The following is a 24,477-nucleotide window of genomic DNA, read 5'->3' as shown; positions in this document are numbered from 1 at the left end:
CTCCATTACCTCCTAGGCCCTACCGGTACGCGATGCCGTACGTCGAGTACGACGAGATCGAAGCGATCTGTTCGGAGTGCGGACGGGTCTTCCGGTCGGAAGAGGCCCTCGTCGCGCACAAGGAAGAGAGCCACTCCGGGCTCGAGGCGCTCGGGTCACGTCCCGCGTCCAAACGGCCCCGGCCCCCGTCCTCCGACTGAACGGGGACGCACGGAGACCGTCACTCCACCGGTCCCCCGCGAACCCATATCCGCGGTCGACTACATCGACCCCCGGAAGACTCTCGATGACCCCGCACTCGGACCTCCGCAGCGACCCCCACGCTTTCGTGGTGCGTATCGACGTCGGGATGGACCCGAAGCGCGCGTTCGACCTCGTGACCGAGCAGCTCATCGACTCGCTGGCCGCGCGTGGCATCACGTTCCATCCGGGGCCGGACGGTCGGATCTTCGAGGGAACTCAAGAGATCGGGCGCGTGGTCGCTTGGATCCCCGCCGATCACCTTCGGATCGAGTGGCACCCCGCGCCGTGGGAGCCCGAGCTACAAACGGAGATCGTTCTGCGCTTCCTCCCGACGGCGGGCGGGACGACCCTCGAGTGGGAGCATCGCGGCTGGGGGTCGGTGTTCCATGGCTCGGAGGAGGAGATCGCCGGCTGGTTCGCCGGTTCGGTCGTTGGAACGCTGGTCCAAGCAAGCGCGCCGAGGAGGCTCGGGGACTGGCTCACCGACCGCACCGCGCGTCGACCGGAGGGACCCCACGCCCGCTCGATCTACCGCGACCCGATCTACCATCGCCCCAACTTCCGCGCCATCCTCTCCGTCCTCGGGCTGACGGCGAAGGACCGATTGATCGAGGTCGGCTGCGGTGGAGGCGCGTTCCTCGAGGAGGCCCTGAGGTCGGGATGTCGGGCCGCGGCCATCGACCACAGCCCGACGATGGTCCGCCTCGCACGTGAGATCAACGCGGAAGTCATCGCCGAGGGGCGCCTCACCGTACGGGAGTCCGAAGCCGACAGCCTGCCTTTTCCTTCCCGCGCGTACTCCTGCGCGGTGTCGACCGGCGCCTTCGCCTTCTTTGAGCATCCCGAGCGGGTCCTGCGCGAGATCCACCGCGTCCTGGATCGGGACGGGCGCTTCGTGATGTTCACGGGTTCTGTCGCGCTTTGCGGCACGACCGCCGCACCGGAGCCGGTAGCTTCTCGGATTCACTGGTACACGGATTCAGAGCTGGCGGACCTCGCCCGAGCCGCGGGATTCCAGGAGGTCGAGGTCACCCATCCCGACCTGGGGCGATGGGCCCGCGAGTCCGGCGTACCCACCGACGCACTCGCGTTCTTCGAGGGCGGGGAAGGAGGGCAGCTCCTGACGGCCCGGGCGGGTCACGAGGAGGGCCGCACGGACGCATGAAGCTACGGCGGCTCGGGCGCACGGGACCCCTCGTCTCGGCCCTCGGCCTCGGGTGCATGGGGATGTCGGCCTCGTACGGTACACGGAACGATGCGGAATCGGTGGCGACGCTCCACCGGGCGCTCGATCTCGGGATCAATTTTCTCGACACGGCAGATGCCTATGGTCCGTACACCAACGAGGTCCTGATCGGCCGGGAGATCCAGGAGCGCCGCACGGAGATCGTCCTCGCCACCAAGTTCGGCCTCGTCCAAGGCCCATCGGCCCAAGAGCGCCGGGTCGATGGGCGACCGGAGCATGTCCGAGCGGCGTGCGAGGCGAGCCTCCGTCGTTTGGGCGTCGAGACGATCGATCTGTACTATCTCCATCGCCTCGATCCGCGCGTCCCGATCGAGGAGACCATCGGAGCGATGGCCCGGCTCGTCGACGAAGGGAAGGTGCGCTTCCTCGGGCTTTCGGAGGTCCGTTCCCAAACGCTGCGCCGGGCCCATGCGGTCCACCCGATCACCACGGTCCAGAGCGAATACTCGTTGTGGACCCGGGACCCCGAGCAGGACATCCTCGCGACCTGTCGGGAGCTCGGAATCGGCTTCGTCCCGTTCAGCCCCCTCGGTAGGGGGTTCCTCTCCGGTCGACTGGTGGCGCTCGATCAGCTGCCTCCGGACGACTTTCGCCGAGGCATCCCCCGGTTCCAGGGGGAGAACTTCTCCCGGAACCAGGAGATCGCCCTCCGGTTGGGCGCCCTCGCGGCGGAGAAGGGATGCACGACCGCGCAGCTCGCGCTCGCTTGGGTTCTTGCACAAGGGGAGGACATCGTGCCGATACCCGGTACGAAGCATCGGACCTATCTCGAAGAGAACGTCGCCGCGCTCGATCTCGTGCTCTCTCGAGGCGACCGGGAGCGGATCGAAGCGACCGTCTCCCCGGCCTCCGTCGCGGGCGATCGCTACTCCCCGATGGGCATGTCCCTGGTCGATCGCTAGCCCGGGCCGCTACTCGTTCCGAGCGGCGTCGGTGTCCAGCCGCTTGCCCATCAGCAGTTCTCCGTGCACCAGCCGCATCCGACCGCGTAACCCCCACGCGCCGAGCCCTCCCTCCGCGTATCCGAGCTCGCGCCGCTCTACCACGCGGAACCCTCGGGAGCGGAACAGGCCCAGCGATGGGGCGTTCTCCTTCTCCGCCGCACCGTACACGACCCGGATCTGGCTGCGATGGAAGCGCTCGAGCGCATCGTCCAGCAGGAGCGCTCCGATGCCCTCGCCGCGGCGCGCCGCGAGGACCGCGAGATAGTAGACGTACCCCACCTCGGGTGTGAGCGGCTCGAGCATCGATACCCCCACGATCTCCTCCCCCAGTCGAGCTCCCCGCACCCAGCGGACGTCCCGGAGCGTCCGCTTCGCGTGCCAGCGATAGATCCCGACGAACGAGTCGATCAGGACCGGAACGGCAACCTCGCGGGCTCCCATGGGAAGGTCGACGAGCTCGAACCTCCGCGCGTCCGACACGGTTCTGCCCGATTCGCCTCTGGATCGCGGGTTCGTGCCGAGGGGTCAGCCGCTCGGACCGGCTCGGTTGGGATAGTCGACCAGGTCGTCCGGCTGTTCCACCACCAACAGGTGGCCCATCCGCTTGCGCTTGGTGTCGAGGTAAGGCCCGTTGACCTGGTTCGCCGGAACCACGATCGGGATACGACCCACGACCCGAACCCCGTGGCGTTCCAGGTCGGCCAGTTTCTGGGGGTTGTTGGTCATCACCTTCACCGACTTCACGTGCAGCGAGGCAAGCATGTGCGCCGCGATGGCATAGTCGCGTTCGTCCGCCTTGAAGCCGAGGAGTTCGTTCGCCTGAACCGTGTCGTACCCCGCGTCCTGAAGCTCGTAGGCCCGGATCTTGTTGGTGAAACCGATCCCGCGACCCTCCTGCCGGAGGTACAGTACGACCCCCGTGTCCATCTTCCCGATGCGCTCCAGCGACTCGATGAGCTGATCGCGGCAGTCGCACCGCAGCGAGCCGATGGCGTCCCCGGTGAGACATTCGGAGTGGATCCGCACCGGGACCGCCTCCTGCTCGAAGATATCCCCGTGGACGAAGGCCGCGTGCTCCTTCCGATCGAGGTTGTTCCAGAACGCCACCACCTGGTAGTCCCCGAAGCGGGTCGGGAGATCCGCCGCCGCCTCCAGCCGTACGCAGATCTCGGGGTGCTCGGGGCAGTCGTGCCCCTCATTTTCCTTCACCAGCCGAGCGACCGTCTCCCGGGGAATGCCCATCGCCACCCTCTCGCCTCCGGCGCCGTTCACCTCCGGCAAGTAGAAAGAGACGGCGGGGGCGCGGCGCGATCCCCCGTTCTCGCCAACGCGAGGGTACGACGGGCCCGAGGGGATTTGAACCCCTGACCTTGCGGTTAAGAGCCGCCTGCTCTGCCGGCCTGAGCTACGGGCCCATCACGAAACTCGGCGACCCGGCTCGCTTTGATAAAGACTCCCGCGCCGCGGAGGGACCCCGATCCCGTCACCGATTCATCGCTTCCGGGCTCGACGCGATCCCGTGCCGGACCGCCGAGCGTGCTCGAGGCGCGCGAGCGTCCCGCGAAGTTCACGGGCCCCTTGCCGGTACATGAGGGCCCGCCCACGCGCCGAAGGAATGAGGTCGACGGAATCCGACAGCTCGACGAACATCGTGAGGGAGCGGCGCAGGTGCTCGATCGCCCACTCGGGACGCTCGGCCGGATCGACGAGATCGAGGACCAGACGGCGCAGCTCCATGTATCGCCCTCCGCCGTCCCGGATCCGCGTCCGCATCAACGCGAGTCGCGCGCGCCCCCTCGGGGTGACGAGGTAGACCTTGCGTCCGCCCCGCACTTCGATCCGCGCGAGCTTCTGATGGACGAGGCTCTTCAAGATCGGATAGACCGCACCGGCTCCCGGCCGCCATCCCCCCTTCGTCGTCTCGGCGATCCGCTCCGCGAGCTGCCAGCCGTAGATCGGTTCGCGGCTCATCTGATGGAGCGCGTACATCCCGATCATCCCACCGGGCCAGTTCCGGAGCGGTCGAGCCGAAGGTGCCACACCGGTAGGAGCGCCCGATTTGATATATCGATACTGGGAGTCCATGCCGTCCATCCCGGGCCGTCCCTCCGCGTTCCGGCCGAGATCGTGAGGCGCGGTTCGATGCGGTGTAGGGCCGATCGGCGCCGCCATCCGTTCGCTGGGGACGAACGTCCTCCGAGCGGTCCCATCGTGCCCCTCGAACAGTGGCGTTCGCGCCCCCGAGGCCTTATAAGTTACCTTGCGCCATCTGATATACGAAAGTGATTCCGATGACCGAGCCACGACGTTCTGTAACTCGCCGTTTCCCAGGAGTTCCCACGCTGGAGGGCGCCGGCGTGCGGCTGCGGCGGGCGTTTTCGAACGGGCAGGTTCCACTATTCGATCCGTTCCTCCTGCTCGACAATTTTGGGTCTGCGAACCCCGCGGACTACATGGCCGGGTTCCCCTGGCATCCCCACCGGGGCATCGAGACCGTGACCTACATGCTCGAGGGACGGGTCGCCCACGGAGACACCCTCGGAAACTCGGGCGTGATCGACGCCGGTGATGTCCAGTGGATGACCGCGGGCAGCGGGATCATCCATCAGGAGATGCCCGAGCGCGCGGAAGGCCGGATGTCGGGGTTCCAGCTCTGGGTCAACCTACCCGCGCGTCAGAAGATGGACGTGCCGGCGTACCGGGGTCTCGGGGCGTCGGAGATCCCCGAGGTAGAGACCGACACGGGCAATCGCATCAAGGTCGTAGCGGGATCGTTCGGTACCGCGCACGGTCCGGTGTCGGGCCTCTCGGTCGATCCTACGTACTTGGATGTATGGGTGCCCGCGGGAGGATCGTTCGATATCCCAACGCCCCCCGGCTACACCGCCTTCGCGCACACGATCGAGGGATCGGGTCGCTTCGACGCGAACGGCGAGGTCGTGGCGAGCGCGGGAGAGACCCTGCTCTACGGTCCCGGGGAGTCGATCTGGGTCGATGCCGCGGACGCGCCGCTGCGGTTCCTGCTCGTCTCCGGTCGCCCGCTGCACGAGCCCGTGGCATGGTACGGGCCGATCGTCATGAACTCGCAAGAGGAGCTTGTTCAGGCCGCGCGCGAGTTGCGCAGCGGGGAGTTCATCAAGCACGCTCGTCCGATCGACGAGGAGTAGGCCTCGCCTCTCCGGCGGCCAGAATCTCGAAGGCGTGGGCGAGCACGCGAACGGCGCGGTCGAGGTCTTCGACCTCCAGGAACTCTCCGTCGGTGTGGTCGAGACGTGAATCTCCGGGTCCGTATGCGGCTCCTCGCACTCTCCAGGCCGGCGCCACGAGGTTGAGATCGGAGGTCCCCGTCTTTCGCCAGAGGGTCGGTCGTCCACCGGCGGCCCGGATCCCCTGTGAGAGCGCAGCGACCACCGGATCGAGGCGATCCCCTTCGTACGGGTCGAGCTCCACAAGCGGCTCGATGGTCTCGGGCCCGCCCTCCCGCGGAAGCTGGGCGAGGAGAGCCGCGGCCCCGGATCCCGGAGGGATCCGCAGATCGACCACGACCTCCACGCGCTCCGCGCCCCCGTCCGTCGTGGTCGCAATGGAAATGACCTTGAAGGTCAGGGAACGGAACGGGGTAGGGCCCGTTCGCCGCGCAACCTCCTGCCGCAGGCCCTGGATCCACTCGACCGCCCGATCGGCCGTGGACGCGGTCGGTGCCGAAAGGTGAGCGCGATCGCCGAGGAAGATGGCCTTCAGCCGTAGATCGCCCTTGTACCCGACGGCGAGGCCATCCCACCCGCTCGGCTCTCCCGCGATCACGTACTCCGGTCGGAACGCTTCCAGGAGCGCGCGGGCCCCTCGGCTATCGGTCTCTTCGCCGACCGCCGCGACGACCACGACCTCTCCTCGAGTGGGCGCCGTCCGACCCGCCAGTAAGGCGGCGGCGAGGGGTCCCTTCGCGTCGCACGCGCCCCGCCCGTAGATGCGGGTTCCCTCGCGTCGGACCGGCAAGGCCCCCTCGACGGTATCGATGTGCCCGAGGAAGAGAATCTGGGGCCGGCCGGAGCCTCGCCTCGCAATCCCATTCCCCGCGACATCGCTCGAGACCGAGTAGCCGAGCCTTTGGGCGAGGGCCCGGAACCGCTCGACGGCCGGCCCTTCATGGCCCGAGGGGCTGTAGGCCTCCAGCAGCTCGACCAGGACCTCGGGATCATCCATCCGCAAGGACCTCGGAGATCGCCGCCAATCCGGCGGACCAGTCCGCCTCGGAGATGACGAGGGGAGGAAGCAAGCGGATGACGTTCGGCCCCGCTCCGATCGCGAGGAATCCCCGCTCGCGAAGGGCCTGAAGGTACGGCGCGGCCCGCTCCTTGAGCTCGATCCCGATCAGGAGACCGAGACCCCGGACCTCACGGACGCGAGGGCTCGGCGAACGGCGGAGCTGCGCCATCGCCTCGGTCCCCAGACGCTCGGCGCGTTCGTCCAGGCGCTCGGAGACGAGGTAGTCGAGCGCCGCGCGTCCTGCCGCGCAGGCGAGCGCATTCCCGCCGAACGTGGAGTGGTGCGTGCCGCGGAATCGGCGCTCGACGTCCTCGGTCGTGATCGTCGCGCCGATGGGAACCCCACCGGCGAGCGATTTGGCGAGGACCAGGATGTCGGGGAGGATCCCCCACCGCTCGAAGGCGAACCGGCGCCCGGTCCGGCCCATGCCGGTCTGGATCTCGTCGAAGATGAGAAGCGCACCGCTGCGATCGCAGACCGCGCGGGCCGCGCGGAGGTACTCCGGGTCGATGGCGTGAACGCCCCCTTCTCCCTGGACCAGTTCCAAGATGACCGCGGCCGTCGTTTGGTCCACGGCCCGATCGAGCTGGGCGGCGTCGTTGTACGGCACGTGGGAAAAGCCGGGAACGAGGGGCTCGAACGGTTCCCTCAGATCGCGTCGCCAAGTCGCCGAAAGCGCCCCGAGCGTCCGTCCATGGAACCCGCGCAACGCGGCAACGAACCCCGGCCGGGCGGTCGAGGAGCGGGCGAACTTCAACGCCGTCTCCATCCCCTCGGCCCCGGAATTCGACAGAAAGACCCGGTCGAGCGTGGGGGGCATGAGTTCCAGGAGGCGCTGAACGAAGTCGTGCCGGGGAGGAGTGTCGCACGCGCTTCCGACGTGGATGAGCTGCCGCGCTTGCGTCTCGACGGCGTGTACGATGGCTGGATTGGAGTGGCCGAGATTGCCCACTCCGAGGGAGATGCCGAGATCCACGAACGATCGGTCCCGATCATCCCAGAGCCGGGCGCCCTCGCCTCGGACGATCGTGATCTCGCGCCGCCCCACCGCCGCGAACTCTCCCCGAACGGGTTCGGCATCGTTCATTCGATCACCGTACCGTGACCGGCCAGGGCGTGTTCGACCGGCTCGGGGACCATGGACGAGGCGATCACGATGCGGCCGACCCCCCCGACCGCGGCCTCTCGGGCCGCGAGGATCTTCTTGCGCATTCGCCCCTCGGCGTACGGCATCATGGAATCGACCGCATCCCGGGAGACCGAGTCGATACGGCTCGCCGGATCGTTCCGATCCCGCAGCACGCCGACCACATTCGTGAGCAGGAGGAGCGTTTCGGCGCCGAGTGCCACCGCGACCTGAGCGGCCACTCGATCCGCATCGACGTTCAGCAATTCTCCCGTGCGGGAGATGGCGGGCGGCCCTATGACCGGAACGTACCCGGCGCCCAGCAACACCCGGAGCAGATCCGCGCGCACCTCCTCAACGACACCGGAGCGGTCATCCTTCACGCGAACGACCCTTCCGTCTTCGATCGCGCGGCTTGCCTCCTTCTTCCGGGCGATCAGGAGCCCTCCGTCAGCCCCACTGAGTCCCACCGCGCGCACGCCGAGTGCACCGAGCGCGCGGACGAGCTCGGTCTGGATCCGCCCGGCCATCGCCAGCACCACCACGTCCATGTGCTCGGAGTCGGTGTGTCGGGATACTACTCCGCTCGGGGACGTGTAGTACTTCGAGGGGTGGCCCATCGACTCGCCCAGTCGATCGATCTCCCCCGAGCCACCGTGGACCAGCACGTAGTCGGTGCGGCGCGCGAGATCGGCGAGCACGGGGCCCACCTCGTTGCCCTCGGCGCCCCCGATCTTGACGACGATCGTCATGGGTCTAGATCGGATGCAGGCCGGGGAACTCGAGGCCCATCGTCTCGGGAAACCCCACCGCCACGTTCAGCGCTTGCAGGGCGTTGCCGGCAGCTCCTTTCATCAGATTGTCGATTGCCGAGGTGGCGATGACCCGACCCGTGTGGGCATCGAGCGCGAAGCCGATATCGCAGTAGTTCGACCCGCTGAGCACCTTCGGTTCCGGCTCCCGGTGGATGCCATCGGCCTCGTGCACGATCCGTACGAACGGCTCGGAGCCGTACGCGGCCCGGTAGACTCTCCAGATCTCCTTCTCGTCAACAGGCGCCCGCAGGAACGCGTGGCTCGTGGATAGGACGCCGCGGACCGCCTCGACCGCATGCGCCGACATGCCGATCTTCGCTCCAGTCTCCTGTTCGATCTCCGCGGTGTGCCGATGGCCGGCGGGTGCATAGAGGCGCATCGAGCCCGAACGCTCCGGGTGGGACGACGCGGGGCCACTGTCGCTGCCTCCGGCCGAGGACCCGCTCTTGGCGTCCACGACCACGGGCCGATCCGTATCCACGAGACCGGAGGCCACGAGCGGTCGCAGGGCGAGGATCGTCGCCGCCGCGATGCATCCAGGGTTGCTGATCAACGAGGACCCGCGGATCTCCTCGCGGTGGAGCTCGGGCAGGCCATAGACCGCGCGAACGAGCAGCTCGGGATGCGGGTGGGTGACCCCGTAATACTGAGGATACTGGCTCGGGTCCTTCAGCCGGTGGTCGGCGCTGAGATCGACGACGATCCCGCCCCGAGCAAGCCATTCGGGCATCCGATGCATCGATTCGCGGTGCGGAACCGCGACAAAGGTGACCTCGGCGGGCTTGAGCTCGCCGTGGGGGACGAATCTCAGATCGGTCGATCGGCGCAGGTTGGGATGGGCCCGGGTCACCGCCTTGCCGGCCATCGAGTCGGAGGAGACCTGCTCGAGCTCGATGCGCGGGTGTCGGAGGAGGAGGCGCAGAAGTTCGCCACCAACGTACCCGCTGCCGCCCACCACCGAGGCTCTCATCGTCGGGCGACCTCGGCGACGTAGTCGAGGATGCGGTCGGCGATGTCGAGGCCGGTCGCCGCTTGCAGGGACTTGAATTCGGGGGTGGGATTGACCTCATGGACCACGAGCCCGCTGGGAGCTTCCATCAGGTCCACCGCGAGGATGCCTCCACCCATCGCCTCGGCGGCGCGGATCGCAAGTGCGCGCACGGACTCCGGAGGATCGAACGCCTCGGATTCGGCCCCACGGGCCGCATTGGTCCGCCAGTCGCTCGAGTGTCGATACATGGCTCCCACCACCGTCCGTCCGATGACGAAGACGCGCAGATCGCGATCGGGCTTGGGCACGTACTCCTGTACGTAGAACACGGAGTGTTGCGGAGAGGCGAGCGCGACCTTGTGCTCGATGATCTGCTCCGCCTCCTCGCGGCTGTGCACGCGGGCCATCAGCCGACCCCACGAGCCGATCGGAGGCTTCAGGACCGCGGGGTAGCCGATCTGATCGAGCGCAATCAACGCCGCCTCCGGGGTAAGCGCCACGATCGTTCGGGGGGTCGGAATCCCGGCCTCCCGGAGCCGCAGAGATCCGAGGATCTTGTCGCCGGCCCGCTCGATGACGTCGGCCGTGTTGACGGTCGGAATCCCGTAGTGGGCGAAGAACCGCATCGCGTACAGGCCGCGGGAGTGGCTGACCGAACGGTTCAGGATCACGTCGACGGGCAGGTCCGGTCGTTCTAGATCGAAGGTCATGCGCTCGTCGTCGAGACGCTCGACCGTGATCCCGCGAGCCTCGGCGGCCTGGAAGATCTGCTTCTCTTCGGGTCGGACGATGGTCAGGAAAATCCCGAGGCGGAGGGCGTCACTCACCCCAGTCTTCCGCCTCCTTCGGGGCCAGCTGGACCGCGGTCGGTAGAGTCGTCACGACCTCAAGCTCGGTCCCGCAGTCGGTGCACGGAAAGATCTCTCCGGCCACCATGGTGGCGCATTCGACATGGGCATCGCACGCTGGGCACTCGGTCATTTCGGTTCCTCCTGGAGTAGCTCCTCGATGAGCCCGGCCGATCGGCCGAGCGAGGAGAGGGATGAGTGCGCGACGCGCATGCGCGCGTCCGCGAGGTCGATCTGGCGTCGGACCGCGATCGGGGCGGGGCCCCCGGGCGAGAGCCGACCGGCCAGCGGATCTGACGGATCGAACGTCCAGGCCGCAGCGGAAGGGCCCGGCCCGAGGCCGGCCACACCCTCGGGGTCGTCGAACCGCCCACCGTGCGCGGCGACGTGGGCCGCGATCCGCTCGTGCGCCTCCCGGAAGGGGACGCCGTGCCGGACGAGGTGCTCGGCCGCGTCCGTCGCGCGCATCGCGGGATCGGTCGCGGTCTCTCGCATGCGCTCGCGCTCGAACTCGAGGGCCGGAACGACCGCGATCAGGGCCGCCAGTGTGGCCTCCGTAGTCGAAAGGGCGTCCAGAACTGGGGCCTTGTCTTCCTGAAGGTCTCGGTTGTAGGCGAGCGGCAGCCCCTTGAGTGTCACGAGCAGGGCGAGCAGATCGCCGATCGTCCGTCCGGCCTTCCCACGCGCGAGCTCGGCCACGTCGGGGTTGCGCTTTTGCGGCATCAGGCTGCTGCCCGAGCCGAGGCTGGGGCTCGCACGGAGATACCCGAACTCCGCCGACGCCCAGAGGACCAGCTCCTCCCCCATCGAGCTGAGATGCACGGAGAGCAGCGCGAGATCGAAGGCGAGTTCCACGAACCCATCTCGATCGCTGACCGCGTCCAGGGAGTTCTCGAACGGGTGATCGAACCCGAGTCGACGGGCGACCCGATCCGGCTCGATCGGGAGGGTGGATCCGGCGAGCGCCCCGGCTCCGAGCGGGGAAACGTTCGAACGAGCGGCGGTCGCCAGGAGCCGATCGACGTCCCGCTGGAGCCGCCAGAAATGTGCGAGCAAGTGATGCGCCAAGGTCACGGGCTGCGCCCGTTGGAGATGGGTGTACCCGGCCAGCGGCGTCTCGATCTCCTGGCGCGCTCGTTCGAGCAGCTTCGAGGCGAGCTCGTGGGTGCGCTGGGCGACGGAGTAGATCGCGACCCGCAGGAAGAGACGCTCGTCCAAGGCGATCTGATCGTTCCGGCTACGCGCCGAGTGGATCTTGCCTCCGACCGGGCCCACCAGTTCGGTGAGCCGGACCTCCATGTTCGTGTGCACGTCCTCGAGATCCTCTCTCCAGTCAAAGGATCCCTCGGCGAGCTCCCGGGCGATGCGACGGAGACCGCCTCGGAGAGTCTCGACCTCGCTCGCGGATAGGATCCCCGCGTGCCCGAGCATCTCGGCGTGCGCGATGCTTCCCGCGAGGTCGTACCGCGCAAGCGCGCGGTCCACCGAGAGCGAGCTGAGGAAGCCGGTGGCGGGGGTGCGAACGTACGCGGGAGCGGGGGTCGAGGTCGTCATGCTGAGCTCCCAGGCGATCAGTGCGGGGTCCCTGTTCCCACGGCGAGCGGCGGCTTCGCCGTTGCCTTCGATCCGATCGCCGACCAGGTCCGTGTGGGCAGCCCCCAGACGTAAATGAACCCCTCCGCCATTTCGGCGCGATATCGGTCGCCGCCGGAGTACGTCGCGAGATCCTGTCGATACATCGAGTACGGGGAGGTGCGACCGGCGATCCGCGCGGAGCCCTTGTAGAGCTTGACCGTGACTTCGCCAGAGACTCGCTCCTGAGTGGAGGTCACGAAGGCATCGAGCGCCTCCCGCAGCGGAGTGAACCACAGACCGTCGTAGATCAGCAGGGAGTACCGCTGCTCGAGCGAGCGCTTCGCCTCGAGCAGATCGCGTGGAAGTACGAGCGCCTCGAGGGCCGCGTGGGCCCCGAGGAGGATCGTCGCTGCCGGACACTCGTAGACCTCGCGCGACTTGATTCCGACCAGACGCGATTCGACGTGGTCGATCCGGCCGACGCCGTTCTCGCCACCAATCCGGTTCAGTCGCTCGACAAGTTCACGCAGGGAGAGTGCTTCGCTGCCCAAGGTCCGGGGACGGCCCCCTTCGAATCCGATCTTCACGTACGTGGGGCGATCCGGTGCTTCGAGCGGGGATCGCGTCCAGGCGTACACCTCCTCTGGCGGCTCGATCGCGGGATCCTCCAGGACCCCACACTCCACCGAGCGTCCCCAGAGGTTCTCATCGGTGCTATACGGGGAGCGCTTGGCGGTGGGAACGGCTACGTGGTGGGCGTGAGCATACTCGACCTCTTCTTCGCGCGTCATCTTCCAGACCCGGGCCGGAGCGATGACCTCGAGATCTGGCGCGAGTCCGGCCGTGCACAGATCGAAGCGGACCTGGTCGTTCCCCTTGCCGGTGCAGCCGTGGGCCACGTGCGATGCCCCTTCGCGACGCGCAACATCCACGAGGTGCCAGCCGATCAGCGGCCGGGCGAGGGCGGTGCTGAGCGGGTACTGACCCTCGTAGAGGGCGTTCGCCGCGAGGGCAGGCGCGATAAACTCCTTGGCGAACTGTTCTCGAGCGTCGACCACATAGGCGCGCGCGGCGCCGGCGGCGAGCGCCTTCGCGCGAACCGCTTCGAGATCGATGGGCTGACCCAGGTTCATCGTCAGCGCAATCACCTCGTATCCCTTCTCTCGAAGCCACGGGATCGCGACAGAGGTGTCGAGACCGCCGGAGTAAGCGAGAATAATCTTGCGGGTTTCCATTTCGTGGGGCTTCGACAAGACGATGAAGCAAGGGACGCCTATAAGTACCATTTGACCGTGATTGGACAAGCCGGACTTATATGTCGGATTTCAGACACTATGTCGAATAGCGACCGAACGACCGCTCGTGCGGTCCGGGAATGGATCGATGCCCGGCCCGCGGTGACCGAGGCGCTCCGTCTCGGGATCGCCAATCACTCCGCGATCGCGCGAAAGATCGGGGAGGAGATCGGCACCGAGCACCTGGAGGCGATCGTGGCGGCATGCCGCCGTTTCCCGCTCGGACCCAACCACGAGTCTCGGGAGAAGACGGTCCGCCGCGTCCTCAGCAAGAGCCGCATCGAGACCCGGAGTAAGGTGGCCACCATCACCGTCGACCAGGGAGTCGACGTGCTCCGACGTCTCGGGGACGTCGTCGAAGAGATCCTCGATGAGAATTCCATCTGCCGGTTGATCCAAGTCTCGCGAGGGACGGTGATTGTGATCGACGAGGACTCGGTCCCGCGCTTCACACGGAAGCTGCGCGAGTCGCAGATCATCTCCGTTCGAAGAGGACTGGTCGAGCTCGCGGTCACGAGCCCGGAGAGCATCGAGGAGACCCCAGGGCTCCTTGCCCGGCTCACGAGCGTTCTCTCCACGCGTTCAATCAACATCGTCCAGGCGATGTCGTGCTACACGGACACGATCTTCGTGCTCGAACGGGACGACATGAGCGAGGCGATCGACGCCCTCTCGCACGCGCTCGGCTAGGAGCGAAGTGGGTCCGGGGTCCTCGATGCGCCCGAAGGGGATTCCTCCCGAGGGAGGACGTCGGCGAACGCTCGAAGCATCTCCTCCGCGTGCGGAAGGTGCCGGGTCGTGATCTGTTCGACGTTCACGCCCAGCGGGACCGAGAGACCGTGCTTTCGACGTACCTGATCGACCGTCGACCAGAGACGTAGCGCCTGGGTCACGCTGCGAGATCCGGCCTCCGACTCGGGGCCCGAGAGGATCTCCTGTTCGGCCGCCTCGGATACTTCGGCGCCCAACCAACGGGCGAATTCCACGTCGCTATCGTCCCCGAGGGGGGCGACGCTGAGGAGGACCGCAGCGGGAGCGAGCTTCGCCTCCCGGCACAAACGGTCATACTCCTCGATCATCCCGCTCGCGGCCGTGGCGTCGAAGAGGATCTGGGTCGTGAAGAAGGAAGCGCCGGCGCGCGTCTTCGCAAGCATCCGATGCGCTTCGCCGACCCTCTGAGGGATCGTGATGTTGCCCAGGCTCCCCCGCACGTCCTGGAAGATTGGCAAACAAAGTCGGTTCGCTTCGATGACGGTCGGTCCGGGGTAGGGGATGTACCGACTCGTGCCGCCGACCAGAACCACGTGTCGGATTCCCCGGGCGACCGTTTCCTGGGCCCACTCGGCCACGGCCTCCGGGGTCGCGAGGTGGGCCACGACCTTGTTGACGATGACCTCGCGCCCCGTGTTCTCGTGGATCCGTCGCGCGTACTCGCGGGGATCCCCCGTCCGGTAGTACGGACGTCCTTCGTGGTTCTCGTCCACGAGTTCGGGCACGTCCACCGCATCGATGCGCGGGACGGCTCGGATGACGTCCACGACCGCGGCGAGCTGCTTCGCCGCACGCTCGGCGCTCATGCGGGCACCGGGCGGGACGGGCTCGAAGAAGAGCGGGGTCGAGCGAAGTGCGGCGGCGAGCGGTACGGCCATCGGGATCTGACTCGGGGAGGCAGGGCGGGGTCCGGGGCGATATCACCTTTCGTCCCAGCTGCCGTGTTGCAACGCGTGCAAGGACCCCTCGTGCAAGGCAACCCGGCCCGTCGGACCCCGCAAGTTCATCCGACTCATCGTGTTCCGTCCGCCGTGCCGAGACGCTCGACGCGCTCGATCCCGCGGACTCCCATCGGTGACCCGCGCGCACGGATCCACGTCGCCCCCGTGGGCTTCGAGGTTGAGCGCATCACCGAACCGATCCTCTCCGATCGCGCTGATCGCGTCTACTTGTTGACGCGCTCCGAGCGCGACGCCGCGCAACCGTTCGTCGATGCCGTGGTGCGGCGCCTGCGTGCCGCCCCGTGGCCCGTGGACGTCCAGGTGACGCCGACGGAGATATGGGACGTGTTCGGAGCGCTCGGGGCGTTCCGGCAAATCTTTGAGTCGGAGCGGCGACTCGACCGCCACGACGCGTCGGTCGTTCCGATCCGGGTGAACGTCTCGACCGGGACCAAGATCACGTCGATCGCGGGAACCCTCTCATGCATGTTATGGAAGGGAGAGCCGTACTACGTTCGGGTCTCCCGCTCGTGGTACTCCAATCGCACCCCCCGCGTGCGACCCGTCAACGACGTCGTCAGCGGCATCGATCCCGTGGGGGTCTACGAGCTGCGCGCGCCGGGATCCGAACTCGTCGAGGTGCTCGACGCCCTCGACCGGCGAGGGGGGGCACTTCGCAAGCGCGAGCTCCTCCGGGAGCTCGGCCTCGACGCAACGGGTCTCGAGGGCGGCGGGCTCACCCCCCAGGCTCAGCATGGGCGTCTTCGCCGCCGGCTCGAACCGCTCGAGCAGCGATGGGGGTTCGTCCGAATCGAGGGTACCGGGCCGCGGGGACGGGTCCGGCTGACCGAGCAAGGAAAGGTCGCCCTCGTCCTGTTCGGCTCTCGAGGGACAGGGGCTGATTTAACTCATTAAGCGAGTTTAACGTTACAATAGTTAACTACTCCGGATGCGTTCCTTTTTTTGTGACGACCAGGGACGGATGGAGCGAGACCCTCGCGGCCTCCGCGACTGGCGCGGTGAGGCAGGTGCACCAGGTGGCCCTCGGGCCATGGCCGAAGCCCTCCGCGCTCTGTCCCTGCGTCTTCCGCCTCCGCTGACGATGCCCTGCCCACTCCGGCGGCCCTTCCGGGCCGCTGGAGCCCCGGCGCTCGTGCTGACGATTGTTCCCTCGGGGATCGTCCGCAGGTTACATAACCGAGCGTCGCACGGCGAGGAGGATGTCGAATGCGATCGAGGTGCGTGAGCTCGTCAAACGCTACGACTCCCTCGCGGCCGTCGATGGCATCGACTTCGATGTTCCGGAGGGCTCTGTGTTCGCCTTCCTCGGTCCCAACGGGGCCGGCAAGACCACGACGACGGAGATGCTCGAAGGACTCCGACGCCGTACCTCCGGAGAAATCCGCGTGCTGGGCCTCGATCCGTGGACCGACGGGCGGGAGCTGCATCACCAGATCGGGGTGATCCCCCAGGAGTTCCGCTTCTTCGAGAAGGTCACCCCGAAGGAAGCGATCGTGTACTACGGTCGGCTCTTCGGCAAGCAGCCCGATCCCGCGGCGCTCCTGGATCAGGTGCAGCTCACGGACAAGGCGAATTCGCGCTTCGACACCCTGTCCGGCGGTCAGAAGCAGAAGCTCGGCCTCGCGCTCTCCCTGGTCGACGAGCCTCGTGTGTGCTTCTTGGACGAACCGACCACCGGACTCGATCCCCATGCGCGACGTGCGATCTGGAAGGTCGTCCGGGACCTGAAGCGCGACGGTCGAACGGTCTTCCTCACGACGCACTACCTGGAGGAGGCCGAGCTCCTCGCCGACCAGGTCGCGATCATCAACCACGGGCGGATCGTGGCCCGCGGAACCCCACGGGAGATCATCGAGACCTACGGCGGCCCGGAGCGCCTGCGGGTCCAGGGATCTCCCGAGCTCGCGGAATACGTGCGCCAGAAGTTGGGGATCGCGGTCCGCTACGAGTCCGGCCGGCTCGAAATCGCTCTCCGAGAGAAGGGGGACGCCCTGCGAATATTGTCGGTCATCGATGCGAGCGGGTTCCCGTGGAACGGGTTTGCCACGGAACGGGACACGCTCGAGGACGTCTTCGTGCACCTCGTTGGCCAGATGGATGAAGGAGTCCTCAAGTCCGCGGCTCCGACCGCCGGGGGCGCTCCGTGAACCCGCGGCGGATCGGTGGGGACCTCTCCATCGTCGCCCATGGTTACGTACGGAACCCGATCGCCCTGTTCTTCTCGTTGATCTTCCCGATCATCCTGATCCTGCTCTTCGGGTTGATCTTCGCCAGTACGGGGGCGACGACCGTGACGTTGTACGCCCAGGACTTCGACCACAGCTCTACGAGCGTGGCGTTCCTCCGGGCGCTCAACGAGACCCACTTGGTTCAGGTCCAGGTCGTCGGAGCCTCGGTCGGCAACCTCTCAACGTATCTCGGCCAGAACGGAGATTCCGCCGGCCTCGTGATCCCTCAAGGATTCGGCCAGAACTTCACCGCGCATCGCCCCGTCAAGGTCATCCTCTACACCAATCCCCAGGACGCCTCGTCGGCTGGGACGGCCGCCGGAGCGCTCCAGGGCGTCATCAGCGCGTTCAACCTCCAGGCGGCCTGCGCGGGCAACTCGAGTGGGAACTGCACGCCGGTCATCGGTGCCAGCAGCCTGAACGTGGGTAGCCAGGTCTACACGTACATCGATTACCTCGTCCCGGGGCTGATCGGATTCTCGATCCTGACCAGCCCCATGTTCTCGATGGTCGATGTCACCGCCAGCTATCGCAAGGACGGCCTGTTCCGGCAGCTGTCGCTCACGCCGCTCACGCGGGGAGAGTGGCTCGCATCGCGGTTCATTTGGTACACGATGCTCACGTTCGCCTCGGCCGCGCTCATGCTCGCTATCGGATCGGAGATCTTCGGCGCCCACGTCACCTTCAGCATCTGGTTGGTGCCCTTCCTGATCGTGGGCCCGCTGTTCTTCGTTTCGCTCGGTATGCTCGCCGGGACCGTGTCGAAGACGCCCGAGACCGCGGCCGTAATCGGGAACGTCATCACGTTCCCCATGATGTTCCTGGCCGGGACGTTCTTCCCGGTATCCTCGTTCTCGCCCGGGCTCCAGCTGGTGGCGAAGGTCCTCCCGCTGTACTACGTGATCGACGGAATGAACCAAGTGCTCCTGTTCAACAACATCCCACGGGCGATCGGGGATCTCGCGGTCGTCCTGATCGGGGCCGTTATCGTTTTCGCCCTCGCGATCTACTTCTTCAAGTGGAGAGACGAATGAGTGGATTGCCGAGCACCGACCCGAACGTCTTCCGGCGTCTGATGGGTCGCTGGCCCACGGGGGTCGCGATCGTCACCACGCGGGACGGCACAACGGATTACGGACTCACGGTCAACGGCCTGCTCTCGGTCTCGCTCCATCCCCCGTCGCTCCTCGTCAGTCTCGGGGACGACGCCGACACCTGCCCGGTGGTCGCGAAGAGCCGCGTCTTCGTCGCCAATTTCCTCAGCGCGCAGCAGCGATCGATCAGCGAGCGGTTCGCGCTCTCCCTCGCGTCGGAGGAGAAGTTTCGGGACCTTCCCCTCCATCGCGGGGTCACCGGCGCCGCGATCCTCGATGGATCCCTGGGGGCGCTCGAATGCCGGGTGGTCTCCGAGTTCCACGTGTCGGACCACCGCCTGTTCGCGGGGGAGGTCGTTGCCCAGGAGCTCGGTGTCGAAGCCGCCCCCCTCGTGTTCCACCGGTCGCGCTACACGGAGCTCTGAGCGCTCGAGAGGCGGCCCTTTAATCCTCCGCTTCCCTAGAACCAATCCCCATGTCTGCCCCACCGGTCGAGGTCCGCATCGCCATTATCGGGAGCGGACCGGCCGGCCTGACCGCCGCGCTGTACGCCGCGCGGGCCAACCTTGAACCTCTGGTCATTGCGGGAGTACCGGCCGGTGGCCAGCTCATGATCACTTCCGACGTGGAAAACTACCCGGGCTTCCCCGAGGGAATCCAGGGCCCCGAGCTCATCGAGAAGTTCCGCGCTCAGGCGGCGCGGTTCGGGACGAAGTTCATCGACGACCACGTCGCGTCCGTCGATTTCGGTGTGAGGCCCTTCCTGCTCCGGACGGGCTCGCGCGGCGACGTGCGCGCCCGGGCCGTGATCGTCGCGACGGGAGCGAACGCCCGATGGCTGGGCCTCCCCGCGGAGCAGCGCCTGCGCGGTCACGGGGTCTCGGCCTGCGCCACGTGCGACGGATTCTTCTTCCGAGGCAAAGAGCTCGTCGTGGTCGGTGGCGGAGACTCCGCCATGGAGGAAGCCCTGTTCCTAACGAAATTCGCGTCCCACGTCACGATCGTCCATCGGCGCCCTGCGCTCCGGGCGAGCCGGATCATGAAGGCCCGCGCCGAGAGCCACCCCAAGATCGGCTTCCTGCTCGAGCACGAGGTGGTCGACCTCCGGGGTGATGACACGGTCCGGGGTGTGCTCACGCGCAACGTGCGGACCGGCGAGACGCGGGAGCTGAGGGCCGACGGGATGTTCGTCGCGATCGGTCACGATCCCGCGACCGAGGTGTTCCGCAAGGCGCTCGACCTGGACGAGCGGGGATACATCCGCACGCACGACATCACCCGCACGAGCGTCGAGGGCGTGTTTGCGGCGGGCGACGTGTACGACCACCGGTACCGGCAGGCCGTCACGGCCGCGGGACTCGGGTGCATGGCCGCGCTCGATGCGGAGCGTTTCTTGGAAGAGTCGTCGGCGCCGCGCTAGTTCGGCTCGACCGCTTCGGCCTCGGCGAACGTAATGCGGGCGTTGCCCAGGAACCCGACAAGGCTTCCCGCGATGATCCCGACGCCCTGGCCGTAGAGCGGCGGGAGCGTCGTGCTCGAGAGCACGAGCACGATCTCGTTGATCACGAGCGATCCCAAGGAGACCCCGAAGTAGAGCGCGAGCCGGTAGCCGAGGGAGTGCCGGCGGCGCAGGCGCGTGCGGAACGTCCATGCATTGTTCAGGGTGAAGTTCCATAGAGTGGCGACGGCGAACGCGACCGCGCTCGCGATCAGGCTGTCGACCGGATTGGATGAGGTCTGGGTCAGGAAGTGCGTGATGCTCTCGAAGAACCCGGACGATGGGCCCGGGGCGATCGCATCGAGCACCAGAGTGAAGACGACCAGGTTGACGACGAATCCGGTCAGCCCGACGACGAGGAACTTGCCGTACTTCACGACGAACCGCGACCGACCGAGTGGGGTGTCTTCGCGCGGGGGGAAGGCCGCACCAGGTTCCGGCATCCGATCGTCCCGGGCTCGGAGGTCCGCGGGCCTTTGAAACCTAGCCTCCATGGGCCGCACCGGGGGCCGAGGAGGCCCGGTGAGGGCGCTCACGGCTCGGCCTTATACCGAACGATCCCTCCCACAGGCCGGACCCGAACGGAGCCCCGGGAGGGTCGGCGACGATGGCAGAGAAGTCCGCAGTGATCTTCGGTGCCGAGGGGTTCATCGGCGGCTACCTCCTCTCCCACCTCGAGGGCCGAGGGATCTCGACCACGGCGGCGAGCCTCGGACCGATCCCCGTGGCGCAACGCGTGCCCGGGGCCCACTACGCGCGGAATTGTGACGTCACCGATGCGCGACGCGTCGACACCGTGCTCCGTCGCGCTCGACCGGACTACATCTACCACCTGGCGGCGATCAGTCTGCCCACGATCTCCTGGAAAGAACCCTGGAAGACGCTCGAGGTCAACATCCGCGGCACCCTGAACGTCCTCGAATCTGCACGCCGGCTCGGCACCGACCCCCGGGTCTTCATCGCGTGCTCGAGCGCGGAGTACGGCCACGGGCATCGGCCGGCAACGCCGACGGCCGAGACCGCTCCCCTCCTGCCCCTGCACGCCTACGGCGTCAGCAAGGTCGCGCAGGACCTGCTCTCCTACCAGTACTTTGTCAACTACGGCGTGAAGACGATCCGGGGACGCATCTTCAACACGATCGGGCCCGGTAAGACCGGGGAGGTCACGAGCGACATCGCCCGGCAGCTGGTCGCCATCGAGCGCGGGGCACGCCCGGCCGTCGTCCAGATCGGCAACATGCGGCCGATCCGCGACTTCACGGACGTCCGGGACATGGTCCGGGCGATCGCCGCGATCACCGAACGCGGCCGACCGGGCGAGGTCTACAATATGGCGAGCGGGCGCGAGTACTCCATACGGCAGATCCTCCAGCAGCTCATCGGCCTCTCCCGGAAGAAGGCGACCTGGAAGCTGGACCGCGCTCGGTTACGCCCCACCGACGAAGCGTACATCGTGGGGGACGCTCGACGCTTGAAAGAGGCCACGAACTGGGCGCCGGAGTTCGACCTCGCTCGGACCCTGCACGATGTCATGGAAGCCTTCCGTCGCGCGCCATGAGCGCCCCGGCACAGGCGACCCGAGACGTGACCGTCGTCTGCCCCACCTACCAGGAAGGCGGCACGATCGGCCCATTCCTGGAGCGGGTCCGGGCCGCGTCCGGCACCTTCCGCTCGGCACGCCTCACCGATCTCATCTTCGTCGACGACGGGAGCACCGACGGTACCGTCGAGCGCGTCCGCGAGGCGGAGCGGACCTGGACGACGCCTCGAGTGCAGCTCGTCCAGCGCGCGCAAAAGGCCGGAACGGTCTCGGCCCAGATCGCCGGATTCCAGCGCTCCTCGACCGAGCTCGTGGTGACGATGGACGCGGACGGACAGCATCCGGCGGAGACCATCGATCGACTGGTAGCGGCCTGGGAGCCGTCGGTGGATCTCGTCGTCGCTTCCCGGTACGTCTCGGGGGGAACGGTCCAATGGGAGGAGCGACGTCGAGGGGTGATCAGCGGCGGAGCACGCTCGCTCTCTCGGCTCGTGCTACCCGGGGCGCGCCGCTTGCGCGACCCGTTGTCCGGATTCTTCCTCGCGCGTCGGAATTGGGTCTCCGAGCTCCCGCCCGCACCACCCGGCTACAAGCTCCTGCTCTACGTCCTCGCGATCCATCCGCGATCGGAGATCCGCGAGGTCCCGTACGAGATGGGCATGCGGCTCGCCGGCGAGTCCAAGCTGATCCGAGGGTTCGGTTTCATCCCGAGCTTTCTGCGGGAGTTGGCCCGGTATCGGCAGGCCGGTGCGACGGCCCGCCGACGACCCGGTTCCACCCCGAAATAACCGAGGTCTCCGCGGGCGAGCCGGGGGCCCCCGATCCGACCGATCCCGGACGCGAGCGGGGAGGCCCCGGTTCCGCGGAACGGATCGCGTTCGGCTCCAATGGCCTTGGTACGGGAGCGCGGGCTCTCGGTTTCATCCGGTTTCGGATGCGGTAGTAGTACGACCGAAGTGGGGCGAAGAACACTCCGAGGATCCATACGGGCCAGGCCCAATAGTTCAGATGGAGGAGCACCCCGCCGGTGCTCGCACCTCCGCAGCCGGAGGGAGAGAGGAGGACGGCATCGCAGATGAAGGCGGACGGGTCCCATATCAGGAACGGCAGGACCCAGGCGATGCTCACGGCGAGGGCGATCGTCAGGTTGGTCCAATCGCGCTTGATCGCCCAGTAGACGACGATGAACGCGTTCGCGAATTGCTTACAACCGAGGGCGAGGATCTCGGCCCACTTCTGACGCCGTCCGTTGACTCCGACGAACGCGAGGGTGAGCAGCAGGAGGACGACGAAGTCGTTGAAGCCGCTGGCCGCGAGCAGGGCCATGTACGGCTGGCCAATCGCCACCACGGCGAACGCGTTCTTCCGGACGAGGTAGAGCGTCGCGGCCCAAGCGAGGACCACGTAGATCTTGTAGACCGTGCCGGCGTAAACGGTACCGGCGCCGATGAACGGCTGTAGGAAGATCAGGAGCGGCAGGTAGACGTATTTCGTCGGCCCGAGATAGAAGATGGTGCCGTACTGGTTGTACGTCACGTAGATCGGGGTCGTGTACGGGTTCTGGCCCTGGAGGAGCGGGTGAATGAACGCCGGCATCGCGTACGGTTCGTCCGTCATGCCGTTGCCCCAGCCCGTCACGATCGAGACGAACGCGACCGTGACGCTCGCGAACACCAGGATCATGGCGAACGACGACAGCCGGATCAGGTGCATTCGGTAGACGAAGAGGGGGTAGACGAGCGCCCAGAGTCCCAGGATGGTGGGTGTCGAATCCGAGACCTGCTGGCCGGGGTTATAGACGCCCCCGAGTCCGAGCACGACCGCCGGGATCGCGAGCCCGAGCGTCCATAGCCCCGCGTACTGGAGGCGGCGTCGGCGCCTCGCCTCGGGCGAGTCGATCGCATCCGGCTCCGCCATCACGCTCCGCGACCCCCTTCCTGCCCCAAGGGGCACGTGGTTCTTGCGCGGCGGGTTCGCCCGGTGGATCTTGCCCGTCGCCTCACGGTGCCTCGACCGGCGCGAGAGCGGCCTCCGAAGAGGCGCGCGAACCCCGCATGCGCGCCATCACACGTCTCCCCGTTTGGTGGATGTAACCGCGGAAGAGCACGTAGACCCAGAGTATCCATAGATAGTAGTTCCAGTGCGAGTAGAGGTCGGAGAGCTGACGGGCGGAGTTCGGCTGGCCCGTGCACGACGACCCGATGCTGAACGCGAGCGCCTGGCACCAGATACCGAGCGGGTGCCACAGGAGGAACGGGATCGCGAAGGCGAGCGTGATGACGACGACGAGGACGCACTGGATGATGTCCCGCTTGAGGATGTAGTAGACGACCCAGAACACATTCGCGAACTGTTTCATCCCGTAGGTGGCGTACTCGACGAGCTTCGCCTTGGGACCGGTCCACCCACGTAACGACAGGGTCATCAGGAAGATCACGGGAAGATCCGTGAACCCATTGGCCGCGGTCAACGCGACGACGGGAGAGGCGAGCGAGAGCGCGGCGAACTCGTCGTTGCGGACGAGGTAGACGAGCCCGGCCCAGAAGCCGAGGCACATCAACTCGTATCCGATGACCCCCGCCCCGGGGATCTGGATGAAGATGAGGAGCGGGAGGTAGGAGTAGTAGCTCGAGGAGTTGACGGGCGACGACCAGACGTTGAGGACATGGACCGTGTAGTTCAGGACCAAGTGGGTCCAGAACGGGTCCTGCCCGTGGAGGATCTCGGAGAGGTACCCGATCATCCCATAGGGTTCGTCGGTGCCGTTGTTGCCGAGGCCGGTGAAGACGCTGACGATCCCGACGACGAGCCCGATGAGGAAGAGGTTCCGCAGCTCCTTGTGCCAATCCTCGCCCGAGCGACGGACCGCGAAGAACAGGCTGACCGAGCTCAGGACCGAGAGGCCCCAGATGACCGAGAACGCCCAGGTGAGGATCCCGTAGGATGCGTACACCGCAAGCGAGGCGACCGTTGCGAGCCCGATCGTCACCGTCACGGTGATTTCGGGCAGGTAGCGCTCCCACTCGCGCATCGCC

Annotated in this window: 28 protein-coding genes and 1 tRNA gene; 13 read left to right on the top strand and 16 right to left on the bottom strand. The window is 67.1% G+C overall.

Translation table 11 applies throughout. The features are described from left to right. Positions 1-32: 32 nt before the first annotated feature. The 3 genes from VMV28_02905 to VMV28_02895 all read left to right on the top strand — a co-directional run bounded on the left by VMV28_02905 (position 33) and on the right by VMV28_02895 (position 2,391). On the top strand, positions 33-200 hold the full coding sequence (locus VMV28_02905; GenBank protein HUZ79553.1) for a C2H2-type zinc finger protein: 168 nt from the start codon (positions 33-35) through the stop codon (positions 198-200). Between the two features lie 86 nt (positions 201-286). Continuing rightward, the gene (locus tag VMV28_02900) at positions 287-1,408 is read left to right on the top strand and encodes a methyltransferase domain-containing protein (GenBank protein HUZ79552.1); all 1,122 of its coding nucleotides are present in this window, start codon (positions 287-289) and stop codon (positions 1,406-1,408) included. Then, positions 1,405-2,391, top strand: coding sequence for an aldo/keto reductase (locus tag VMV28_02895; protein ID HUZ79551.1), 987 nt, complete (start codon positions 1,405-1,407; stop codon positions 2,389-2,391). Before VMV28_02900 ends, VMV28_02895 begins: the two co-directional genes overlap by 4 nt. Before the next feature lie 9 nt (positions 2,392-2,400). Here VMV28_02895 and VMV28_02890 read toward each other — a convergent pair whose 3' ends face one another. The 4 genes from VMV28_02890 to VMV28_02875 form a co-directional block, all read right to left on the bottom strand. Next, complete coding sequence (locus VMV28_02890) at positions 2,401-2,913, bottom strand: GNAT family N-acetyltransferase (protein HUZ79550.1); 513 nt, start codon at positions 2,911-2,913, stop codon at positions 2,401-2,403. A gap of 45 nt (positions 2,914-2,958) precedes the next feature. Continuing rightward, entirely contained in the window at positions 2,959-3,642 is a 684-nt protein-coding gene (gene ribA, locus VMV28_02885) for a GTP cyclohydrolase II (protein ID HUZ79549.1), read from the bottom strand. 132 nt (positions 3,643-3,774) lie between these two features. After that, positions 3,775-3,848: transfer RNA gene (locus VMV28_02880), tRNA-Lys, on the bottom strand. Between the two features lie 76 nt (positions 3,849-3,924). Continuing rightward, positions 3,925-4,473 carry a PadR family transcriptional regulator gene (locus tag VMV28_02875; GenBank protein HUZ79548.1) on the bottom strand — a complete coding sequence of 183 codons (549 nt, stop codon included), beginning with the start codon at positions 4,471-4,473 and terminating at the stop codon, positions 3,925-3,927. 317 nt (positions 4,474-4,790) lie between these two features. Between VMV28_02875 and VMV28_02870 the strand changes: the two genes are divergently transcribed. Continuing rightward, positions 4,791-5,600 (top strand): pirin family protein, encoded by an 810-nt coding sequence (locus VMV28_02870; protein ID HUZ79547.1) that lies wholly within the window; start codon positions 4,791-4,793, stop codon positions 5,598-5,600. Here VMV28_02870 and VMV28_02865 read toward each other — a convergent pair. Genes VMV28_02865 through VMV28_02830 form a run of 8 tightly spaced genes read right to left on the bottom strand, consistent with a single transcriptional unit; the run spans position 5,569 to position 13,307 of the window. Continuing rightward, positions 5,569-6,636 carry a M20/M25/M40 family metallo-hydrolase gene (locus VMV28_02865; GenBank protein ID HUZ79546.1) on the bottom strand — a complete coding sequence of 356 codons (1,068 nt, stop codon included), beginning with the start codon at positions 6,634-6,636 and terminating at the stop codon, positions 5,569-5,571. The genes VMV28_02870 and VMV28_02865 overlap by 32 nt on opposite strands. Then, positions 6,629-7,786: an aspartate aminotransferase family protein gene (locus VMV28_02860; protein HUZ79545.1), complete on the bottom strand. Its 1,158-nt coding sequence runs from the start codon at positions 7,784-7,786 to the stop codon at positions 6,629-6,631. Before VMV28_02860 ends, VMV28_02865 begins: the two co-directional genes overlap by 8 nt. Then, entirely contained in the window at positions 7,783-8,577 is a 795-nt protein-coding gene (locus VMV28_02855) for a [LysW]-aminoadipate kinase (GenBank protein HUZ79544.1), read from the bottom strand. Before VMV28_02855 ends, VMV28_02860 begins: the two co-directional genes overlap by 4 nt. A gap of 4 nt (positions 8,578-8,581) precedes the next feature. Further along, on the bottom strand, positions 8,582-9,610 hold the full coding sequence (gene argC, locus VMV28_02850) for an N-acetyl-gamma-glutamyl-phosphate reductase (protein ID HUZ79543.1): 1,029 nt from the start codon (positions 9,608-9,610) through the stop codon (positions 8,582-8,584). Further along, positions 9,607-10,458: a lysine biosynthesis protein LysX gene (gene lysX / locus VMV28_02845; protein HUZ79542.1), complete on the bottom strand. Its 852-nt coding sequence runs from the start codon at positions 10,456-10,458 to the stop codon at positions 9,607-9,609. The genes argC and lysX overlap by 4 nt, the downstream gene beginning before the upstream one ends. Beyond that, positions 10,451-10,612, bottom strand: a complete 162-nt coding sequence (locus VMV28_02840) for a lysine biosynthesis protein LysW (GenBank protein ID HUZ79541.1) — start codon at positions 10,610-10,612, stop codon at positions 10,451-10,453. The genes lysX and VMV28_02840 overlap by 8 nt, the downstream gene beginning before the upstream one ends. Next, on the bottom strand, positions 10,609-12,033 hold the full coding sequence (gene argH / locus VMV28_02835) for an argininosuccinate lyase (GenBank protein ID HUZ79540.1): 1,425 nt from the start codon (positions 12,031-12,033) through the stop codon (positions 10,609-10,611). The genes VMV28_02840 and argH overlap by 4 nt, the downstream gene beginning before the upstream one ends. Before the next feature lie 17 nt (positions 12,034-12,050). Further along, the gene (locus VMV28_02830; GenBank protein ID HUZ79539.1) at positions 12,051-13,307 is read right to left on the bottom strand and encodes an argininosuccinate synthase; all 1,257 of its coding nucleotides are present in this window, start codon (positions 13,305-13,307) and stop codon (positions 12,051-12,053) included. A gap of 81 nt (positions 13,308-13,388) precedes the next feature. On the opposite strand from VMV28_02830, the gene VMV28_02825 reads away from it, so the two are divergent. Continuing rightward, on the top strand, positions 13,389-14,039 hold the full coding sequence (locus VMV28_02825; GenBank protein HUZ79538.1) for an ACT domain-containing protein: 651 nt from the start codon (positions 13,389-13,391) through the stop codon (positions 14,037-14,039). Here the strand turns inward: VMV28_02825 and VMV28_02820 are convergent. After that, positions 14,036-14,998, bottom strand: coding sequence for a hypothetical protein (locus VMV28_02820; GenBank protein ID HUZ79537.1), 963 nt, complete (start codon positions 14,996-14,998; stop codon positions 14,036-14,038). The two genes, VMV28_02825 and VMV28_02820, sit on opposite strands and share 4 nt — an antisense overlap. A gap of 153 nt (positions 14,999-15,151) precedes the next feature. On the opposite strand from VMV28_02820, the gene VMV28_02815 reads away from it, so the two are divergent. The 6 genes from VMV28_02815 to trxB all read left to right on the top strand — a co-directional run bounded on the left by VMV28_02815 (position 15,152) and on the right by trxB (position 19,824). After that, the gene (locus VMV28_02815; protein ID HUZ79536.1) at positions 15,152-15,976 is read left to right on the top strand and encodes a DUF6293 family protein; all 825 of its coding nucleotides are present in this window, start codon (positions 15,152-15,154) and stop codon (positions 15,974-15,976) included. 50 nt (positions 15,977-16,026) lie between these two features. Beyond that, positions 16,027-16,161 carry a hypothetical protein gene (locus tag VMV28_02810; GenBank protein HUZ79535.1) on the top strand — a complete coding sequence of 45 codons (135 nt, stop codon included), beginning with the start codon at positions 16,027-16,029 and terminating at the stop codon, positions 16,159-16,161. 120 nt (positions 16,162-16,281) lie between these two features. After that, on the top strand, positions 16,282-17,229 hold the full coding sequence (locus VMV28_02805; protein ID HUZ79534.1) for an ABC transporter ATP-binding protein: 948 nt from the start codon (positions 16,282-16,284) through the stop codon (positions 17,227-17,229). Further along, entirely contained in the window at positions 17,226-18,344 is a 1,119-nt protein-coding gene (locus tag VMV28_02800; protein ID HUZ79533.1) for an ABC transporter permease, read from the top strand. Before VMV28_02805 ends, VMV28_02800 begins: the two co-directional genes overlap by 4 nt. Further along, positions 18,341-18,829 carry a flavin reductase family protein gene (locus VMV28_02795; GenBank protein ID HUZ79532.1) on the top strand — a complete coding sequence of 163 codons (489 nt, stop codon included), beginning with the start codon at positions 18,341-18,343 and terminating at the stop codon, positions 18,827-18,829. The genes VMV28_02800 and VMV28_02795 overlap by 4 nt, the downstream gene beginning before the upstream one ends. A gap of 50 nt (positions 18,830-18,879) precedes the next feature. Then, the gene (trxB, locus tag VMV28_02790) at positions 18,880-19,824 is read left to right on the top strand and encodes a thioredoxin-disulfide reductase (protein HUZ79531.1); all 945 of its coding nucleotides are present in this window, start codon (positions 18,880-18,882) and stop codon (positions 19,822-19,824) included. Here trxB and VMV28_02785 read toward each other — a convergent pair. After that, complete coding sequence (locus VMV28_02785) at positions 19,821-20,345, bottom strand: GtrA family protein (protein ID HUZ79530.1); 525 nt, start codon at positions 20,343-20,345, stop codon at positions 19,821-19,823. The genes trxB and VMV28_02785 overlap by 4 nt on opposite strands. A 164-nt stretch (positions 20,346-20,509) precedes the next feature. Between VMV28_02785 and VMV28_02780 the strand changes: the two genes are divergently transcribed. Together VMV28_02780 and VMV28_02775 are read left to right on the top strand one after the other, a co-directional pair. Next, positions 20,510-21,460, top strand: coding sequence for a GDP-mannose 4,6-dehydratase (locus VMV28_02780; protein ID HUZ79529.1), 951 nt, complete (start codon positions 20,510-20,512; stop codon positions 21,458-21,460). Further along, entirely contained in the window at positions 21,457-22,230 is a 774-nt protein-coding gene (locus VMV28_02775) for a glycosyltransferase (protein HUZ79528.1), read from the top strand. The genes VMV28_02780 and VMV28_02775 overlap by 4 nt, the downstream gene beginning before the upstream one ends. Here VMV28_02775 and VMV28_02770 read toward each other — a convergent pair. Further along, positions 22,145-23,359, bottom strand: coding sequence for a hypothetical protein (locus VMV28_02770; protein ID HUZ79527.1), 1,215 nt, complete (start codon positions 23,357-23,359; stop codon positions 22,145-22,147). The two genes, VMV28_02775 and VMV28_02770, sit on opposite strands and share 86 nt — an antisense overlap. A gap of 82 nt (positions 23,360-23,441) precedes the next feature. Beyond that, on the bottom strand, positions 23,442-24,473 hold the full coding sequence (locus VMV28_02765) for a hypothetical protein (GenBank protein ID HUZ79526.1): 1,032 nt from the start codon (positions 24,471-24,473) through the stop codon (positions 23,442-23,444). Between the last annotated feature and the right edge of the window lie 4 nt (positions 24,474-24,477).

The organism is Thermoplasmata archaeon (genome assembly GCA_035532555.1).
Classification (GTDB): Archaea; Thermoplasmatota; Thermoplasmata; order Lutacidiplasmatales; family UBA184; genus Lutacidiplasma.
The sequence above is the reverse complement of the archived record's forward strand: the minus strand, read 5'-3'. Positions and strand labels throughout refer to the sequence as shown.

Excerpts from the sequence above, each read along its gene's own strand:
- VMV28_02795 (HUZ79532.1), top strand. The coding sequence starts at position 18,341 with ATGAGTGGATTGCCGAGCACCGACCCGAACGTCTTCCGGCGTCTGATG.
- VMV28_02905 (HUZ79553.1), top strand. The coding sequence starts at position 33 with ATGCCGTACGTCGAGTACGACGAGATCGAAGCGATCTGTTCGGAGTGC.
- VMV28_02805 (HUZ79534.1), top strand. The coding sequence starts at position 16,282 with ATGTCGAATGCGATCGAGGTGCGTGAGCTCGTCAAACGCTACGACTCC.
- VMV28_02860 (HUZ79545.1), bottom strand. The coding sequence starts at position 7,786 with ATGAACGATGCCGAACCCGTTCGGGGAGAGTTCGCGGCGGTGGGGCGG.
- VMV28_02765 (HUZ79526.1), bottom strand. The coding sequence starts at position 24,473 with ATGCGCGAGTGGGAGCGCTACCTGCCCGAAATCACCGTGACGGTGACG.
- VMV28_02900 (HUZ79552.1), top strand. The coding sequence starts at position 287 with ATGACCCCGCACTCGGACCTCCGCAGCGACCCCCACGCTTTCGTGGTG.
- argC (HUZ79543.1), bottom strand. The coding sequence starts at position 9,610 with ATGAGAGCCTCGGTGGTGGGCGGCAGCGGGTACGTTGGTGGCGAACTT.
- VMV28_02855 (HUZ79544.1), bottom strand. The coding sequence starts at position 8,577 with ATGACGATCGTCGTCAAGATCGGGGGCGCCGAGGGCAACGAGGTGGGC.
- VMV28_02770 (HUZ79527.1), bottom strand. The coding sequence starts at position 23,359 with ATGGCGGAGCCGGATGCGATCGACTCGCCCGAGGCGAGGCGCCGACGC.
- VMV28_02780 (HUZ79529.1), top strand. The coding sequence starts at position 20,510 with ATGGCAGAGAAGTCCGCAGTGATCTTCGGTGCCGAGGGGTTCATCGGC.
- VMV28_02785 (HUZ79530.1), bottom strand. The coding sequence starts at position 20,345 with ATGCCGGAACCTGGTGCGGCCTTCCCCCCGCGCGAAGACACCCCACTC.
- VMV28_02895 (HUZ79551.1), top strand. The coding sequence starts at position 1,405 with ATGAAGCTACGGCGGCTCGGGCGCACGGGACCCCTCGTCTCGGCCCTC.
- VMV28_02825 (HUZ79538.1), top strand. The coding sequence starts at position 13,389 with ATGTCGAATAGCGACCGAACGACCGCTCGTGCGGTCCGGGAATGGATC.
- VMV28_02840 (HUZ79541.1), bottom strand. The coding sequence starts at position 10,612 with ATGACCGAGTGCCCAGCGTGCGATGCCCATGTCGAATGCGCCACCATG.
- VMV28_02865 (HUZ79546.1), bottom strand. The coding sequence starts at position 6,636 with ATGGATGATCCCGAGGTCCTGGTCGAGCTGCTGGAGGCCTACAGCCCC.
- VMV28_02775 (HUZ79528.1), top strand. The coding sequence starts at position 21,457 with ATGAGCGCCCCGGCACAGGCGACCCGAGACGTGACCGTCGTCTGCCCC.
- trxB (HUZ79531.1), top strand. The coding sequence starts at position 18,880 with ATGTCTGCCCCACCGGTCGAGGTCCGCATCGCCATTATCGGGAGCGGA.
- argH (HUZ79540.1), bottom strand. The coding sequence starts at position 12,033 with ATGACGACCTCGACCCCCGCTCCCGCGTACGTTCGCACCCCCGCCACC.
- VMV28_02820 (HUZ79537.1), bottom strand. The coding sequence starts at position 14,998 with ATGGCCGTACCGCTCGCCGCCGCACTTCGCTCGACCCCGCTCTTCTTC.